Genomic DNA, 17238 nt, shown 5'->3' on the forward strand with positions numbered 1-17238 from the left:
CTGGGAAGAACAAAACTATGTTTAACTCTACTTTCAAGCGTACAGCGGTTGCAGCTGCTATTGCTTTAGGCCTTAGCGGCACTGCTGTGGCTCAGGATACCTCGTCTAGCTTACGTGGCTCCGTTACCACTCAATCGGGTGAGTTCCTGCCAAATACAACGATTCAGTTGCGCAATGAGCGAACTGGAACGGTACAGACTTATACTACCAACGAACAAGGCGCATTCGCGGCGCGCGGATTGAGTGTCGGTGGTCCTTACACGCTAGTGGCTGAAGGTCCGGAAGGCCGGACTGAAGTAGTCAAGGACATTTATCTGACTTTGGGCGACTCTGAGTCTGTACGAGTTGTTCTCAAATCTGAAATGGAAAAAATAGAAGTTACGGGTGTTGCTAATACCAATAGCCTTTATGGAAGTAATAGTCCGGCGGCGAATTTTGACTTGTCAGATTTGCAGGATAGCCCCGCGATTAACCGTGACTTGAAAGATATTGTCCGTATTGACCCTAGAGTTTATGTTAGCTCAGGCGACAGTATTCAGTGTATGGGAGCTCACCCTCGCTTCAATAGTCTGACAGTTGACGGCGCTAGAATGAACGACAACTTTGGCCTTAACTCGGGTGGGTACCCAACCCGAAGCATGCCTTTTTCCTATGACGCCATTCAGCAGGTAGCCGTTGAGTTCGCGCCCTTTGATGTTCAGTATGGTGGCTTTACGGCGTGTAATATTAACGCGGTTACAAAATCAGGCCAAAACGAGTTGTTCGGCGGCTTTTTCTACGATTACGCGAGTGATTCACTGCAAGGCGACAAGCTAGAAGGTGAAGATATCACTATGGGTGACTTTTCAGAAGACCGTTATGGCTTTAACGTGGGCGGTGCTTTGATTGAAGATAAGCTGTTCTTTTTTGCCGCTTATGAAAAACTGTCTGGTGAGTCGGCATTCAGTTATGGCCCGGCAGATTCAAATGCCGGTACGAAAGTTGCCGGGGTTAGCCAGGATCAATTAGACACAATTCGTGAAATTGCTAAAGACGTTTATGATTACGATGTTGGTGATCCGGTAACCTCTTCTCCTGTTGAAGACGAAAAGTTGTTACTAAAACTAGACTGGAGCATCAGTGACAATCATCGGGCGTCTTTAACCTATAATAAGACAGAAGACTCTCAGTTAAACACTTCGGATCAAAGTGGCGACGAGTACGAGTTTTCGAATCACTACTACACCATCGGTAATGAATTTACATCTTATATCGGTCAACTCTACTCAGATTGGACCGATCGCTTCTCGACAGAGATGCGGATTGGTTACTCTGAACTCGATAACTCGCAGGTGACTGTCGGTCCCAAAAACATTGCGGACTTCCAAATTGAGACCAAGAACGACCCCGATGGCGATGGAGCCCCGAGTGAAGCGACGGTTTATTTTGGTGCCGATGATTCACGTCAGGCTAATGACCTGGATTACGAAACGATGTTCTATAAATTGGCGGGAACCTACTTTTTAGGTGACCACGTCATTAGTGGTGGTATCGAGCGCGAAGAGTACGATGTCTTTAATATGTTCGTGCAGCATTCCCGCGGCGGGGAAATCGATTTCGCGTCATTAGAAGACTTCCGTCAGGGTAACGTTCAGAAATATTATTATGGTAACGCAACGGGTACTGAGCAAGATCCGCGTGATGCTGCCGGCGAGTTCAGCTATGCAACCAACACTGCGTATTTACAGGACGAGTATTATCACGCGCCGTTAGATATGACGGTAACATTCGGGTTACGTTATGACTGGTACGAGAGCAGTGATTATCCTCAGCACAATCAGGATTTTGAAGATTTATACCAATTCAGCAATCGCGAAAACCTGGATGGAAAAAGCTTACTGCAACCACGTTTAGGCATAAACTGGAACGTGTCACCTGAGTTAGAAGTTCGTGGTGGCTTGGGTCTTTATTCTGGCGGCAACCCTAACGTGTGGTTGGCCAATAACTATCAAAAAGATGGAATTAGCCAAACGCAAGTCAGCAGAAAAAACTTTAACTTGCTTGAACTTGCAGAGAATGGTGGTTTAGTCGGTGAAGGCCGTCCGGGGTATGATGTACCGCAGTCGTTGTATGACGATGTTGCTGCAGGGCGGGCTACTTCGTTAAATGTGCTGGATCCGAATTTTGACATCCCAAGTGAGTGGAAGTACGCGTTAGGCGCTACTTATACCTTACCCGGCGATTATGTATGGATGACAGACTTGATGTATACCGTTCGCAAGGATGAAGCTTATATCAAGAATATCGCTGTCGAGGTCGATGGCTCTATGGCTGACGGTCGCCCTGTTTATGATGTCATCAATGAAGGCCGAAACACTGACTTAATGTTGACAAATTCGGACCAAGACTCAACTGTATCCTCTATTTCGACGTCAATCAGCAAGTCTTATGACTTTGGACTCGATGTATCACTAGCTTACGCTTACGTTGATGCGGAAGACGCGAGCCCAATGACAAGTTCGGTAGCTCAGTCGAATTTCCAGTACTTCGCAACGGATAATTTTAATAACCCTGCGGCTGCGACATCAAACTACGAAATTCCTCACCGCTTTACTCTACAAGCAACTTATGCAAAAGAGTTCTTCGACGGTTATGCAACGACGATTGGCTTATTCGCCTCTGCCAACAAAGGTAAGCCTTATAGTTATGTAATGGGGAACGCGACCTATAAAGATGGTAACGATACGCTTACTTACCCTAAAGTTCAGGGAGTCGATGTGGCCGGTAGAGGGCGACAGCTGCTGTATGTTCCAAATGGACGAGATGATGATAATGTTGTGTTCGGTTCGAACTTTAACCAGGACGCCTTTTTTGCATGGTTAGAAGAGTCGGGTGCTGACAAGTACGCCGGTGGCTCAGCTGGACGCAATGCTTTCAATAGTGACTGGTGGACAAAAGTTGATCTTCGTGTAACTCAGGAATTACCTGGGTTGATGGACGGTCATAAAGCGAGCTTGTTCTTTACCATCGATAATTTAACTAACTTGCTAAATGATGATTGGGGTGTGTTGAACGAATCAATCTACGGTACAGCGAAAGTCGTTGATGCTTATCGCGATTCTCAGGGGCGTTACGTATTTGATAGCTTCTCGGAGCCGAACCCGCAGAGCCGTATTACTAATTCTTCTCTGTGGCAAGCTCGTATCGGTATCGAATACAAGTTTTAACGACCGTAGAGTGTAGACTGACCTAAATGTTAGGCAAGGAATAAACCGCCGCTGGTATTGCCCGCGGCGGTTTATTGTTTTAACCTCCCAGTATCAGACATTTATAAACGCATCCTAATGGAACTGAGCTGGACCAGTCTTTTACCTTCCTTATTGGCAATTGTATTCGCCATAGTTACCCGAAAAGTTCTGCTGGCGCTTATTGGCGGTATTATTCTGGCCAATATTCTGCTGTTTTGGCCTGCTCCTGAAAATATTGCCTACGGCACTTTAAACAGCACCTGGGACACCCTTATTGACCCCAGTAATATGCTGGTCTGGTTTTTTACTCTGGGTATTGGTGCATTGTTTGGCGTGCTGGAAAACGGCGGAACGTTTAAAGAGTTTGTGCTGAAGCTTGAAAAAAAACAATGGATAGAAAACAAGCGCAGAGCCCGGTTAATGACCTGGATACTGGGCGTTGTGGTTTTTATCGAATCGAACGTGACTATTATGATTTCCGGCACCACCTCGCGGCCTATTTATGACCGCCTGGGTATTGCCCGCGAAAAGCTCGCTTACATTGTTGATTCTACTTGTGCTGCCATTTGTATTTTAATTCCGCTGAATGCCTGGGGGGCGTTTAATTTAACGCTCATTTCGAATCAGGGCGTTGAACAACCTCTGCTGGTGTTTATTCAGTCTATTGCTTTTAATTTCTATGCCATTTTTGCGGTATTGCTGGCGCTCTTTGTGGCGCTGTTCGACTGGAATATTGGGCCCATGAAAGCCTTTGAAAAGAATGCTGTGCCCGATCAGGTTTCCAAAAATACCTGGGGCGATGGCCCGGATGAAGAGGCCCGCTTTGGCAAAGGTACCGCGGTGGTCATGACCAGCTTGATTTCGCTGGTGGTGATGGTGCCGGTTATGCTGCTGGTTACCGGTAAGGGTGTATTGGTTGACGGTAACGGCACTTTAAGTGTGTTTGTCGCTATTTATGTGGCTTTGGGCATTGCCGTAGCCGGAACCCTGATGACACAGCCGGCAGGTTTGGCCGATGTTGGTAAGTACCTGTTAAAAGGCGCCTGGAATATTCTGCCACTGGCGGTCATTTTGTGGCTGTCTATAGCGCTGGGGGGCTTAACCCGCGACTTAGGTACGGGAGAGTTTTTGGCGGCCGCTCTGGATGGTTCGGTGGCGCTATGGATGCTGTTACCGCTGATATTTGTGTTGTCGGCTATTACGGGCTTTTCTATTGGCTCCAGTTGGGGAACCTTTGCCATTATGCTGCCTCTGGCGATACCGCTGGCAATGACGTTAGGTTTACCGGCTGCGCCCTTTATAGCGGCGGCAATTTCCGGGGGGATCTTCGGCGACCATGCGTCGCCCATTTCCGATACCACGATCATTGCGTCTATGGCCTCGGGTGTGGAGCATATTGACCATGTGCGTACGCAGTTGCCTTATGCCTTATTAGCGGGGCTTGCAGCAACGGTGGCTTACGCCGTAACGGGGATGCTTATTTAAGGTTAGCCGATTTGCGGCGGGCACGGAAAAAGCGACGTAATATATCGCCGCATTCTTCTGCCAAGACGCCGCTGTGCACTTCCACTTTGTGGTTCATAGAGGCGTGATTAATCACCTCAATGGCAGTGCCGGTGGCTCCGGTTCGCGGGTCAGTTGCACCGAACACCAGCCTTTTGACTCGTGCATGAGTAATTAAACCAGCGCACATAGCGCAGGGCTCCAGCGTCACGTACAGGGTGGCATTGACCAACCGATAGTTATCGATAGCCTGACCAGCAGAACGAATGGCTTGTGCTTCGGCATGAGCGGATGGGTCGGACAAAGAAATAACCTGATTGTAACCTTCGCCAACAATTTTATCGTCCATGACCAATACCGCGCCAACGGGTACTTCGTCTGCGTTTTGCGCTTGTTCAGCCAGCTCTATGGCTCGCTGCATGTAGATTTCATCGGTTGTCATGAGGGCGATTTTAGCGCAGGATATTACCCAGTACCAGAATAACAATCCGCACTTATGCAGGAGAGAACAATGAAAAAGCTCATTATTAGCCTAATGCTGGCCAGTAGCTTTGGCTATGGCGCTCAGGCTGCTGCTCAGCAGTCGCCGGTAACAGTCAGCAGCGACTTAGAAGCTCAGGTCATTGAATGGCGTCGCCATATTCATGCCAACCCTGAACTGAGTAACCGCGAGTTTGAAACCGCCAAAATGGTGGCTGAGCATTTGCGCTCTCTGGGCATGGAAGTGGAAACCAGTGTGGCGCATACCGGTGTTGTGGGCATGCTAAAAGGCGGTAAGCCGGGCCCAACCATAGCGTTGCGTGCGGATATGGACGCGTTACCGGTTACCGAGCAGACCGATGTGCCTTTTAAGTCAACGGTAACATCAGAGTATCGAGGCAATGAGGTGGGTGTGATGCACGCCTGCGGGCATGATACTCATGTTGCTATGTTAATGGGTGCGGCAGAAAAATTAGCCGAAATGAAAGACGAACTGGCCGGTAACGTGATGTTTATTTTCCAGCCAGCTGAAGAAGGCGCGCCTGAAGGCGAAGAGGGCGGCGCTGAGTTAATGCTTGAAGAAGGCTTGTTTGCCGACTTGATAGCCGAAAATAAACCAGAAAAAGTCTTTGGTATTCATGTCTGGGCAGGTTTTCCTACAGGTCATGTGGGCTATCGTAAAGGCCCGCTGATGGCGTCTTCCGATCAGTTCGAAATTAAAGTAAAAGGTAAGCAAGCGCACGGTTCTACGCCATGGGCTGGTGTTGACCCTATTGTGACTTCGGCACAAATTATTAATAACGCACAGACCATTATCAGCCGCCAGACCAATATTACCAAAGCTCCGGCCGTTTTGTCCTTCGGTATTGTGGAAGGCGGTGTGCGTAATAACATTATTCCGGACGAAGTGACCTTAATTGGTACTATCCGCAACTTTGACATGGACATTCGTTCGGATATTCACGAGAAATTAAAGTTAACGGCGAAAAAAATCGCTGAAGCAAACGGAGCAGAAGCTCACGTTCATGTTGATTTGGGCTATCCGGTAACCAGCAACGACGCAGACCTGGTTGAGCAAATGCTGCCGGTAACAAAAGCGGTAGCTGGCGCCGATAAAGTGCAGGAAGTGCCATTAGTAACCGGCGCTGAAGACTTCTCTTACTATGCGCTGGAAGTGCCGGGAATGTTTGTCTTTTTAGGGGTTACCCCACCGGAGCGTGATATGTCAGAAGAACCGAGTAACCACTCGCCGCATTTCTATGCTGACGAAGACGCACTAAAAACCGGTACAGAACTTTATGTGAACTGGGCTCTGGAATCTCTCTAATATGCCAAAGTCTGCAGTATCGCTGTTTGCTATTTTACTGTTGGCCGCTAGTGTAATAACGGCCTGCAGTCCTCAAACCCGCCCCGATGCCATGTCCGTCGTTCAGGAACGTCAGGTACTGCGGGTGGGAACGCTGATAAACCCAACCAGCTATTATTTTGATCATGACCGTGAGCAGGGCTTCGAGTACGATCTGGCTAAACGCTTTGCTGAGCGCTTAGGCGTGGAGCTGGAGATGGTGCCGCGATTTGATGTGAATGATTTGTTTACCATGCTGCGCCGCGGCGAGGTTGACATTGTTGCAGCGGGTCTGGATCGGACCTCGACACGCGCTCAGCTGTTCCGTTTCAGTCCGCCTTACGACATTATTAGCCAGAAAGTGGTGTTTAAACAAGGCTCGCGGCAGCGTCCGCGGGACTTGCAGCAGATTACCGACGGCGAAATTGTGGTGGTGGAAGGTAGCTCTCATCATGAGTTTTTGAGAAGCCTGGGTGACAGTATTCCGACACTAAAGTGGCGCGCGACCCGCGACCACGATGCGGTCGAGCTATTGCAAATGGTGATTAGTGGCGAAGTCGATTACACCATTACCGACAGTACGGCATTAAATATTCAACGCCGGTTTCATCCTGGTTTAAGTGTGGCTTTTACGGTAAAGCATGATCAGGATATTGCCTGGGCTTTACCGCAGGGTACCGATGACTCTTTGTTTGCGGCGGTTATTGAGTATTTTGGTGAAATTCGCTCCAGCGGGCGCTTAGCTCATATTAAAGAGCAGCATTTTGGTCACGTAAAACAATTTAATTATGTAACGACCAGTTTGTTTATAGAAGCGGTAGATCGTGTCCTGCCTGTTTATATAGAAACCTTTAAAGAGCATTCGGGGTCGCTTGACTGGCGGTTACTGGCTGCTATTTCCTATCAGGAGTCGTTGTGGAACCCGCGGGCGGTTTCTCCTACCGGGGTGCGCGGCATGATGATGCTGACATTGCCTACGGCTAAAGCGATGGGGGTTAAAAGTCGCCTGAATGCGGAACAAAGTATTCGCGGCGGAGCGCGTTATCTGGAGCGCATGCTAAATAGGGTGCCGGCAAGAATTCCGCAACCGGACAGAACCTGGTTTGCCTTAGCGGCGTATAATATAGGATTCGGGCATTTAGAAGATGCGCGAATAATAACGGAGCGTCAGGGCGGTAACCCGGACCGTTGGGTGGATGTGAAAAAGCGTTTGCCGCTGCTGAGACAAAAACAGTTTTATCGTCATACTCGCTATGGGTTCGCGCGAGGCGATGAGCCAGTGACCTATGTCGGTAACATCCGTCGTTTTTACGACACATTAAAATATTTAGATGAGCAAGGACGGCTGTAGCTGCCATAAAATTAGGTGTTTAAAATGAAAAAGACAGTCGCCGCAGTGCTAATAGCTTTAGCGCCGGTATTTGCCTTAGCACAAAGCCTGGGCGACAAAATTGAGTTGTCTGTAAACAACCAGATTATTGAAGCAACTTTGGCTGAGCGCTTGTCGTCTGGAAACAGTTACCGGCTCACTTATGAAGACCGCTATGGTGACACTCAGCATTTAGGTTTTTTGCATAAGCGCGGCGATAACCAACTTATTTATATTACGCACCCCGATGTTGGTGAAGTAAAAATTCGTCGCGTAGGCGGCGAAACCTATATTAATCAGAGAAACCGTACGCCTTCGCAGCCGTTAAAACCCAATAGTCGCATAGAACCACTAAAGGTCGAAAAGCAGTTTCAGCTAGCTCCGGCTCCACGTAAAGCGGCACTGACAAAAGCCAACGACGCTCAAATAACTTCTCTGGTGACTCAATTCGACAACAGCATTGACGTGCTTTTTCTTTACGATGAGCGTTTGCTGGGCTATGCCGATGACGAAGGTTACGATTTAGCCTTGAGCATTGAAGCAGCGGTGAGCACAAGCAACGCTATTTTTGAGCGCTCACAATTACCCGTCGAAATGTCTGTTGCCGGTGTTGGCTTTTTCAATCCTGACTCTACCAACAGCTTCCCCACAGAAAACCCTAATGCGATTGTTGATGAACTGGTAAATGATCAGCGGGTTCGTCGGTTGATGGATCGCTATCAGGCCGATGTGGTTCACTTTATTGGTGCCGATAACCCCAGTGTTTGCGGTTTGGCTTTTGTTGCCGCTGACTTTAATGTCAGCGATAACTTGGTGAACTTTGTGAGTGGCATTTCCGGGGCAGGTTATACGGCGTTGTCCTGCACTGGTTCGGGAACGGTTGCTCATGAGGTTGGGCACAATTTCGGACTCAATCATGACCGTTATACATTGGCGAACAATGCAAGCGGCGGCGGTGGTGAGCAGAAGGATTACCATATTCCTTACGGTTTTATTGAAGGTAGCGGACGCTTTTATACGACAATGTCGTACGGTGGCGTCTGCCGGAGCGAATTTGGTAGTCGTGCGGACTGTAATGAGGAACCCGCCTACTCCAGTCCTGATCTGGTCGACAGTAATTTTGGACTGCCCATGGGGAAAGCCGAGTCTGAAATAGATGCGGCAGATGCCAGCACGGCGGCGCAACGCAGTAGCGTGGTGTGGGCTAATAACGCGTCACGCACTAATGTGAATGCTATGGCAGCCAGCCGCACCGGAAATTCGGAGTTAACCATAAGCTGGCCGGCGGTTGCCAACGCCGACCGTTATGCGTTAGCCGGTGGACGTTGTGAAGAGTATGTTTCTGCCAGCCGTGAAGCGCTTTTGAATTTGCAAAGTTTTAGTGTGAACTCGGTTGCGTTAGGCGGAATACCTAACGGATCAACCGATATCTGCATTATCGCGATAGAGGAATTAACCAATGGAGCTTCACGCTGGCGTTTTGTGAGTAATAGTAGTTTTAACGGTAACTTCTCAAGTACCGGGACAAATTATTTGCTACTGGATAGCAATGTGATAGGTCTGGTGGAGGCCGGAGATAAGGCCAGTTTTACCATTGAGCTATCGGATGCCGATACCAGTAATCAGTCATTACAGATGGCAATTCCGACAACCGCCAGTGGCACTTCGGTGAGTCAGGAAGTCGGCATAGCAACTGCCGAACAATGGTTTGACTGGGTTGTGAGTGGCAGCGGCAGCACTCGTATGATGACGGTAACGTTAAAGACCGATATTGAAGAGATTGCGGCAAGCCTGGATAAAGACAATATTTATAATCCTTTCCACTGGCACTTAAAAGTGGTGAATACCGATTTTAACGATTTCAATATTTCCAGTGGACTGTGGAATGACCCTTCCGATATGGTTGGCTCACGCCCGCAGGCTTTTTTAAGTTCGGGTGATACGGTTGGCGAACTGGAGGAGCTTGATACTCAACTGAGCCTGTTTAATGTCAGTAATGATGTGGCTGTGTCAGTGGTTAATTTAGACGATGACCTGATTAATGGCTTTAGCTTTAACGAGGTGAGCGGTGCTGTTGATGGTGAGCGACGCTTTGCTATAGAAGGGACGGCAGGGATTGTTGATTCGGAGCAGACCGCGATACTGAGAGTAGATTTCAGCGACGGCAGTGACAGCCTGAGGGTTGCGTTAGCGGTTGAACCCAGAGCTATTGCTCCGACCATAGTTGGTTTTACTGCAACGGGCACAACGGAAGGGCAAACGGTTCGCCTTTCGGCAACAGTGACTGATGCCGATTTGAATCTTGATCCGGGTAGTCTGCGGTTGTTTAGGGTCATGGATAGTGGTGAAGAGGAAGTGACCGGATTTGGCTTCAACGATGGTGCATTCAGTGCCTCATTAGGGCAACTTTTGGCGGGAACGTATCAGTATCGGTTAAGTGTAAGTGATACCGAGGGCAATACGCAGTCGGCGACGGCTCGCTTTACTGTTACCGCAGCTGACTCTGGCAGCAGCGGCGGCCATGCAGGCTGGCTTGTGGTGCTTGGCTTAGTCGCTCTTGGCTTGCGCCGCCGCACCGCTCATTGAAACTGCAGTTCTTTGTAGCTGAAATTGGCTTTGACTTCTTTTTGCATCCATTCGAGCATAACAAAGCAGCGTGATTCACCGTCCAGTTTGACAATCTTAGCAAGGAAACCACGGAAAGGGCCTTGCTGAATTTCGACCGTGTCGCCTATCTGAGGCGCCTGTTCATCGGTCAGTTGGTCAATCCCTCTCATTTGGTCAACCCAGCTTTGTGGAACCTTCGGAATGTTGTCGCCAAAACGCAACACACCAGCGACACCATAGGTGCTGCGCAATTTGTAGAACTGCTCAATAATGTCATCGGGTTTCACGAACACATAGCCCGGAAACATACGCTCAACCACAGAGGTACGCACACCCCGACGAACCTTTTTCACGGTTAACTCGGGCGCGAAAACACCGAACCCCTGATTCTCCAGATTCAGTATCGCGCGTTCTTCCTGCTTAGGCTTGGTTCGTACTATGTACCAAACGTCAGATTCGAGTTCATTCATAACAGGTCCTTTTGTGCGTCGGCGGGCGATCTTTCCACATTAGTTTAAGTTACGCAAATTAGGCTGGTAAGCCAGCATAAAATCGTTGCAAAAAAGCAGTATGACAAGGTAAGCTGATTAGGCATTTAAACGCAATAAAGGCATAAATCTATGCAAGCCAACCGCCTCAGACGTGAAAACAATTCCCGCCGTCGCGCCGTTATCCGTAAGCGCAAGCAGCGCATTATTGAGCGCCGCGAAAAATGGTTCCGCATAGTGAATCGCGAAGGCACCCCGAAAATTGAGTAGCCAAACGTGTATGTCAGGTTCGATATTGTACCTGACATGAATGTCAGGCTACTGTATAATCTGCCAGCAAAAATCGCCCAGCTTTGGAGACCTTGCTTGTGGAAATCTACCGCGGTGCACCTGCCTTATCAGCCTTCAAAACAACGAAGCAACTTGAACAACTGAAACAGGCAGGAATTCCTGTCAAAGAGCTTTATGCTGAGTATCAGCACTTTGTTGATTTGCACAATGAACTTAGCGACGAACATCGTTCCGTACTGGTGCAACTACTGAAGTATGGCCCCGAAATGCCGGCACATGAGCCGCAAGGTGCTTTGGTACTAGTTACTCCCCGCATTGGTACTATTTCTCCCTGGGCTTCAAAGGCCACCGATATTGCACACAACTGTGGTTTGAAAAGCATCCACCGCGTTGAGCGTGGTGTGGCTTTCTATCTGCAGGGGGACTTATCGGCTGAAGAGCTTAAGCAAGCGGCGTTACTGTTGCATGATCGTATGACCGAAAGTGTGTTGTACGATATGAGCGACGCGCAGCAGTTATTTCGCTCACAGGAACCGCAGCCATTGTCTTCTGTAGACATTTTGGCAGGCGGCCGTGAAGCCTTGGCACAGGCGAATATCAGTTTAGGCCTGGCGCTGGCCGATGACGAAATTGATTATCTGGTAGAAAATTTCCGTAAACTGGACCGCAACCCTAACGACATTGAGCTTTATATGTTTGCCCAGGCAAACTCTGAGCACTGTCGTCATAAGATTTTTAACGCCGACTGGACCATAGACGGCGCGGAACAGCCCAAGTCGCTGTTCAAAATGATTAAAAACACCTTTGAAACCACACCGGACTACGTGTTGTCGGCTTACAAAGACAACGCCGCTGTTATGGAAGGCCATGAAGCCGGGCGCTTCTACCCTCAACCGGACAGTATGAGCTATGGCTATAGCCACGAGTCGGTGCATATCTTAATGAAGGTGGAAACTCATAACCACCCAACCGCTATTTCACCTTACCCGGGGGCAGCAACGGGCTCGGGCGGTGAAATTCGCGATGAGGGCGCTACGGGTGTCGGTTCTAAACCCAAAGCGGGTTTGGTTGGTTTCAGCGTTTCTAACCTGAATATTCCTGGCTTTAAGCAGCCGTGGGAAGAGAACTACGGCAAGCCAGCGCGTATTGTTTCGGCGCTGGAGATTATGCTGGAAGGTCCGTTAGGCGGCGCGGCGTTTAACAATGAGTTTGGTCGTCCGGCGCTGACCGGTTACTTCCGCACCTACGAGCAAACAGTAGACAGCCACAACGGGCGCGAAACCCGTGGCTATCATAAGCCCATTATGATTGCCGGTGGTTTGGGTAATATTCGTGAAGCTCATGTACAAAAAGGTGACATTCCGGTTGGCGCTAAGTTAGTTGTGTTAGGCGGCCCGGCTATGAACATTGGTTTAGGTGGCGGCGCGGCATCTTCTATGGCGTCGGGTGAGTCGACTGAAGATTTAGATTTTGCTTCAGTACAACGCGAAAACCCGGAAATGGAACGCCGTTGTCAGGAAGTGATTGACCGCTGCTGGCAGTTGGGTGCTGAGAATCCCATTGCTTTTATACACGACGTAGGTGCTGGTGGCTTGTCGAATGCGATGCCGGAGCTGGTCAGTGACGGTGGTCGTGGTGGTCGCTTTGAACTGCGCGAAATACCGAACGATGAGCCTGGCATGACCCCTCTGGAAATTTGGTGCAATGAGTCGCAAGAACGTTACGTTATTGCGATTGCTCCAGAGAACATGGCGCGCTTTGAGTCTTTGTGTGAGCGCGAGCGTGCAGAATACGCGGTGATTGGTGAAGCGACTGAAGAGCTGACTATTTTACTGAACGATGCGAAGTTCTCGAATCAGCCCATTGATTTGTCGCTGGATGTGTTACTAGGCAAACCGCCGAAGATGCATCGCGATGTTGCCCGCTTGCAGGCCGAAGGTGCGCCATTACACTTGGAAGCGGCTGACTTGAATGACGCCGCTGATCGCTTATTGCGCTTACCGGCAATTGCTGAGAAAACCTTCTTAATCACCATTGGTGACCGCAGTGTTACCGGTCTGGTTGCTCGTGATCAGATGGTGGGTCCGTGGCAGATACCAGTTGCTGACGTTGCGGTAACCGCAGCCAGTTATGACAGCTACCATGGTGAAGCTATGGCCATGGGCGAGCGTACGCCGCTGGCGCTACTGAATTTTGGCGCTTCTGCACGTATGGCGGTGGCGGAGTCTCTGACCAATATTGCCGCTGCGGACATTGGCGATTTAAAACGCATTAAATTATCCGCTAACTGGATGTGTGCGGCTGGTCACCCGGGTGAAGACGCGGGTTTGTACGAGGCTGTTAAAGCTGTCGGTGAAGAGTTATGTCCGGAACTGGGTATTACCATTCCGGTGGGTAAAGATTCCATGTCGATGAAAACTCAGTGGCAGCAAGACGGCGAAGATAAAGCTGTGACTGCGCCAATGAGTCTGGTGATTACCGCGTTTGGCCGGGTGAATGACATTCGTGCGACTTTGACGCCGCAGTTGCGCACCGACAAAGGCCAGTCGCACCTGGTATTAATTGATTTAGGTAAAGGTCAGAACCGGCTAGGCGGCTCTGCACTGGCGCAAGTGTATCAGCAGTTGGGACAACATACGCCAGACTTAGACGACACTGAAGCCTTTAAAGCCTTCTTTAACACCACACAGCAGTTGGTCACCGAAGGACGTTTACTGGCCTACCATGACCGTTCTGACGGCGGGTTATTTACGACCGTAGCGGAAATGGCGTTTGCCGGAAACTGCGGCGCGAAAGTAGCGCTGGACGAATTAGGCGAAGACAACTTAGCTACTTTGTTCAACGAAGAGCTGGGTGCCGTGATTCAGGTGAGTGATGAGCAGTACCAGCAAGTGATGGACGCTTATAAAGCGGCTGGTTTGGGCGACTGTGTTAAACGCATTGGTGAACCAACGCATGAAGACGCCATTGTCTTTACCCGTGACGAACAGAATGTATTAGCACAGAGCCGCACACATTGGCGCACTGTGTGGGGAGAAACCACGCATCATATGCAGCGTCTGCGTGACAACCCGGTGTGTGCTGACGAAGAATTTCGTCTTAAGCAGCGCGCAGACAACCCGGGCTTACAGGCCGACTTAACCTTTGATCCTGCGGAAGACATTGCGGCGCCTTATATTGCCAAAGGTGTGGCGCCTAAAGTGGCAATTCTGCGAGAGCAAGGCGTGAATTCACACTACGAAATGGCAGCTGCGTTTGACCGTGCCGGTTTTGAAGCGGTGGATGTTCACATGAGTGACATTTTAGCGGGTCGTGTGTCGTTAGAAGACATGCAGGCACTGGCGGCTTGTGGTGGCTTCTCTTACGGTGACGTTCTAGGCGCCGGTGAGGGTTGGGCTAAGTCGATTTTATTCAACGACCGTGCGCGCGAGCAGTTCGAAGCTTTCTTTAAGCGTAACGACACGCTGGCGCTGGGTGTGTGTAACGGTTGTCAGATGCTGTCGACACTGAAGCAGTTAATTCCGGGAACCGAGCATTGGCCACGTTTTGTAACCAACCGCAGTGAGCGCTTTGAAGCGCGCTTTAGCCTGGTTGAAGTTCAGGAATCTCAGTCGATTTTCTTAGGTGACATGGCGGGTTCGCGTATGCCAATTGCGGTGTCTCATGGTGAAGGCCGTGCGGAGTTTGCTAACCCTCAGCAGCAGTCCCAGCTGGAACAAAGTGGCCAGGTTGCACTGCGATACATTGATAACTGGGGCGAAGTAGCTGAGCAGTATCCGGCTAACCCGAACGGTTCACCCAAAGGTATTACTGCGGTAACCAGCGACGATGGTCGTGTGACGGCAATGATGCCGCACCCTGAGCGTGTGTTCCGTACCGTAGCCAACAGCTGGCACCCGGATGAGTGGGGCGAAGACAGTCCATGGATGCGCATGTTCCGCAACGCCCGTAAGCACCTCGGCTAGCGAGCCTGGCGCAAACCACAATTCGGCTAACCCGTGGGCTTTCTGCTTACGGAGACGCTACAAGTTCATCCCTGAACGCTTGTCGAAGGCCATCCATGGCCTTCGACACTCCTACAGCAGAAAGCCCACGGGTTTAGCGCCTCTTGCAGTTTGAGCCTGGCGTTTACGTCAGGTACTGGCTGTTATTTTTATGCCTAACGCTTTAGTGACAGCTAATACACTTTAGCAAATAAGATGGATAAATTAGCAGAGCGGCGGAAGCAGGTATGTAAGCTGAGGAGTTGAAGTACTGTAGGTGTTTAGTGTTTATGCTGACTGACGGTGGCGTCAGGGTCACAGCTCTCACCTGATATGAAAATCAGGCAAGGAATAGCGCCAGCCCATAATTATTGCTATAATAGTAACAGTTACCACTTAAAAACCGCTTAAATTGTTACTATTATGACGCTTAATCTAAATACGGCATACGATACTCAGCTTGATCTTAAAGAGCATATTAAGCAACTGCGAAAAGCGCAAAAGCTGTCGGTTGAAGCTTTGTCTGAAAAATCAGGTGTGCCCTATGGGACCGTTCGTAAGTTTGAGCGCACAGGAAACATCTCTTTGCGTCAGTTTTTAATGCTGGTCGAAGCTCTGGGTGAACTCAACCAACTCAGGGAATTTCTGGAGCGGGAAAAAGTCCCTAAAACCATAGATGAGGTTTTGAAAAATGCTTAATACGCCTCTTCAGGTAATACGAACGTTGTCGGATGGTAAACGGGTGGGTGTTGGCACTCTGGCTGAAAATAAATCGGGTGTTTATTTTCAATATCACAAAGACTATTTAGAGCAACACAAAACATCCTTGTCACCATTCAACCTAAAAGCGACAACTGAGCTTCAAAAAGCCCCACGACAACCTCATTATGGTTTACACGGTGTTTTTGCGGATAGCCTGCCTGATGGTTGGGGGCTTTATCTCATGGACAGAGTGTTTCGAAAAAATGGCTATAACCCACAGAAAATGTCGGCAATGGAGCGTCTGGCTGTTATTAGTTCGGACTGTTTGGGGGCGCTTTCCTATGAGCCGAAAACTCGCTTAAGGGAAGGTAGCAGTGACGATATTGCTTTACGAAGGCTGGGTCAGGAAGCGATAAAAGAGTTTGAGGGTAATGAAACGGATCTTATCGAGCATCTACAGGCGGCCGGAGGCTCTGGTGGTGCTCGCCCGAAATTAAATGCGACCTTACTGGGCAATGGCCAGTATTCAACTGAGCCGAACGCAAAAGGGAAAAAGCTGATTGTGAAACTGACGTCGGAACGTTTTTTACTAAAGCATGAAGAAAGCCTGGTTGAGTACTTGTACTTAACTATGGCCAAAAACGTTGGAATTCAGGTGCCTGAGTTTGAGCTTATCGATGCGGGCAATGGTCAGTTTTGGTTGCAGCAGGCGCGTTTTGATTGCTCTGAAAAGGGTCGCTATCACATGCTGTCAGCCGCGGGTTTACTTGATGCTTCCTTCCGCGAGCCCTCACTGGATTACGTGGATTTAATTAAGGCAACGCGGCTTTTGTGTGGTGTTGATGAAGCGCAAAAAATGGTTAAGCGGGCATTATTTAATTATGTGACTGTGAATCAGGATGATCACTCGAAGAATTTTAATTTCCTGGCCAATGATAAGGACGAGTGGCGGTTATCGCCGTGTTACGACATTGTTTATAGCCCGTCTTCTTATGGTGAGCATATGACCGCATTCAACGGTAACGGAGCTTGTCCGGATAAAACTGCGCTAGAGCATATGGCCGGACAGGCTGGCTTTGCAAATAGCGCGCCGCTTTATCATATACTGGATGAAATTTACCAACAAACCCGAAGTTTCATAGCTGAAGCTAAGGGGCTGGGGCTTTCTTCAGGGATCATCAAAACCATCGAAAATGATATTACTGTGCGGGCGCGTAATGTACATCTAAATGTGTAGACTGAC

The 17238-nt window shown here is 49.3% G+C and carries 11 protein-coding genes; 9 read left to right on the forward strand and 2 right to left on the reverse strand.

Annotated elements, in window-relative coordinates; translation table 11 throughout:
- The first annotated feature begins 17 nt into the window (after window positions 1-17).
- Window positions 18-3206, forward strand: a complete 3189-nt coding sequence (locus U0358_RS03280) for a TonB-dependent receptor (protein WP_322407049.1) — start codon at window positions 18-20, stop codon at window positions 3204-3206.
- A gap of 117 nt (window positions 3207-3323) precedes the next feature.
- Complete coding sequence (locus tag U0358_RS03285; protein WP_322407050.1) at window positions 3324-4712, forward strand: Na+/H+ antiporter NhaC family protein; 1389 nt, start codon at window positions 3324-3326, stop codon at window positions 4710-4712.
- Here U0358_RS03285 and tadA read toward each other — a convergent pair.
- Window positions 4705-5172, reverse strand: a complete 468-nt coding sequence (gene tadA / locus U0358_RS03290; RefSeq protein ID WP_322407051.1) for a tRNA adenosine(34) deaminase TadA — start codon at window positions 5170-5172, stop codon at window positions 4705-4707. The two genes, U0358_RS03285 and tadA, sit on opposite strands and share 8 nt — an antisense overlap.
- 69 nt (window positions 5173-5241) lie before the next feature.
- Between tadA and U0358_RS03295 the strand changes: the two genes are divergently transcribed.
- From U0358_RS03295 to U0358_RS03305, 3 genes are read left to right on the forward strand one after another with little or no spacing between them, the layout of a single operon-like run.
- Window positions 5242-6537, forward strand: a complete 1296-nt coding sequence (locus U0358_RS03295; RefSeq protein ID WP_322407052.1) for an amidohydrolase — start codon at window positions 5242-5244, stop codon at window positions 6535-6537.
- Window position 6538: 1 nt separating this feature from the next.
- Entirely contained in the window at window positions 6539-7906 is a 1368-nt protein-coding gene (mltF, locus tag U0358_RS03300; RefSeq protein ID WP_322407053.1) for a membrane-bound lytic murein transglycosylase MltF, read from the forward strand.
- A gap of 24 nt (window positions 7907-7930) precedes the next feature.
- On the forward strand, window positions 7931-10510 hold the full coding sequence (locus tag U0358_RS03305; RefSeq protein ID WP_322407054.1) for a zinc-dependent metalloprotease family protein: 2580 nt from the start codon (window positions 7931-7933) through the stop codon (window positions 10508-10510).
- On the opposite strand, the gene U0358_RS03310 is transcribed toward U0358_RS03305, so the two are convergent.
- The gene (locus U0358_RS03310) at window positions 10504-11001 is read right to left on the reverse strand and encodes a transcriptional activator RfaH (RefSeq protein ID WP_286830479.1); all 498 of its coding nucleotides are present in this window, start codon (window positions 10999-11001) and stop codon (window positions 10504-10506) included. The genes U0358_RS03305 and U0358_RS03310 overlap by 7 nt on opposite strands.
- Window positions 11002-11151: 150 nt before the next feature.
- Between U0358_RS03310 and U0358_RS03315 the strand changes: the two genes are divergently transcribed.
- From U0358_RS03315 to U0358_RS03330, 4 genes are all read left to right on the forward strand, one after another.
- Complete coding sequence (locus U0358_RS03315) at window positions 11152-11289, forward strand: hypothetical protein (RefSeq protein ID WP_158511967.1); 138 nt, start codon at window positions 11152-11154, stop codon at window positions 11287-11289.
- Window positions 11290-11387: 98 nt separating this feature from the next.
- Window positions 11388-15275: a phosphoribosylformylglycinamidine synthase gene (purL, locus tag U0358_RS03320; protein ID WP_322407055.1), complete on the forward strand. Its 3888-nt coding sequence runs from the start codon at window positions 11388-11390 to the stop codon at window positions 15273-15275.
- Window positions 15276-15716: 441 nt separating this feature from the next.
- Window positions 15717-15992 (forward strand): helix-turn-helix domain-containing protein, encoded by a 276-nt coding sequence (locus tag U0358_RS03325; RefSeq protein WP_322407056.1) that lies wholly within the window; start codon window positions 15717-15719, stop codon window positions 15990-15992.
- Window positions 15985-17232, forward strand: coding sequence for a type II toxin-antitoxin system HipA family toxin (locus tag U0358_RS03330; RefSeq protein ID WP_322407057.1), 1248 nt, complete (start codon window positions 15985-15987; stop codon window positions 17230-17232). Before U0358_RS03325 ends, U0358_RS03330 begins: the two co-directional genes overlap by 8 nt.
- Window positions 17233-17238 lie beyond the last annotated feature (6 nt).

Source organism: Idiomarina sp. PL1-037 (assembly GCF_034422975.1).
Classification (GTDB): Bacteria; Pseudomonadota; Gammaproteobacteria; order Enterobacterales; family Alteromonadaceae; genus Idiomarina.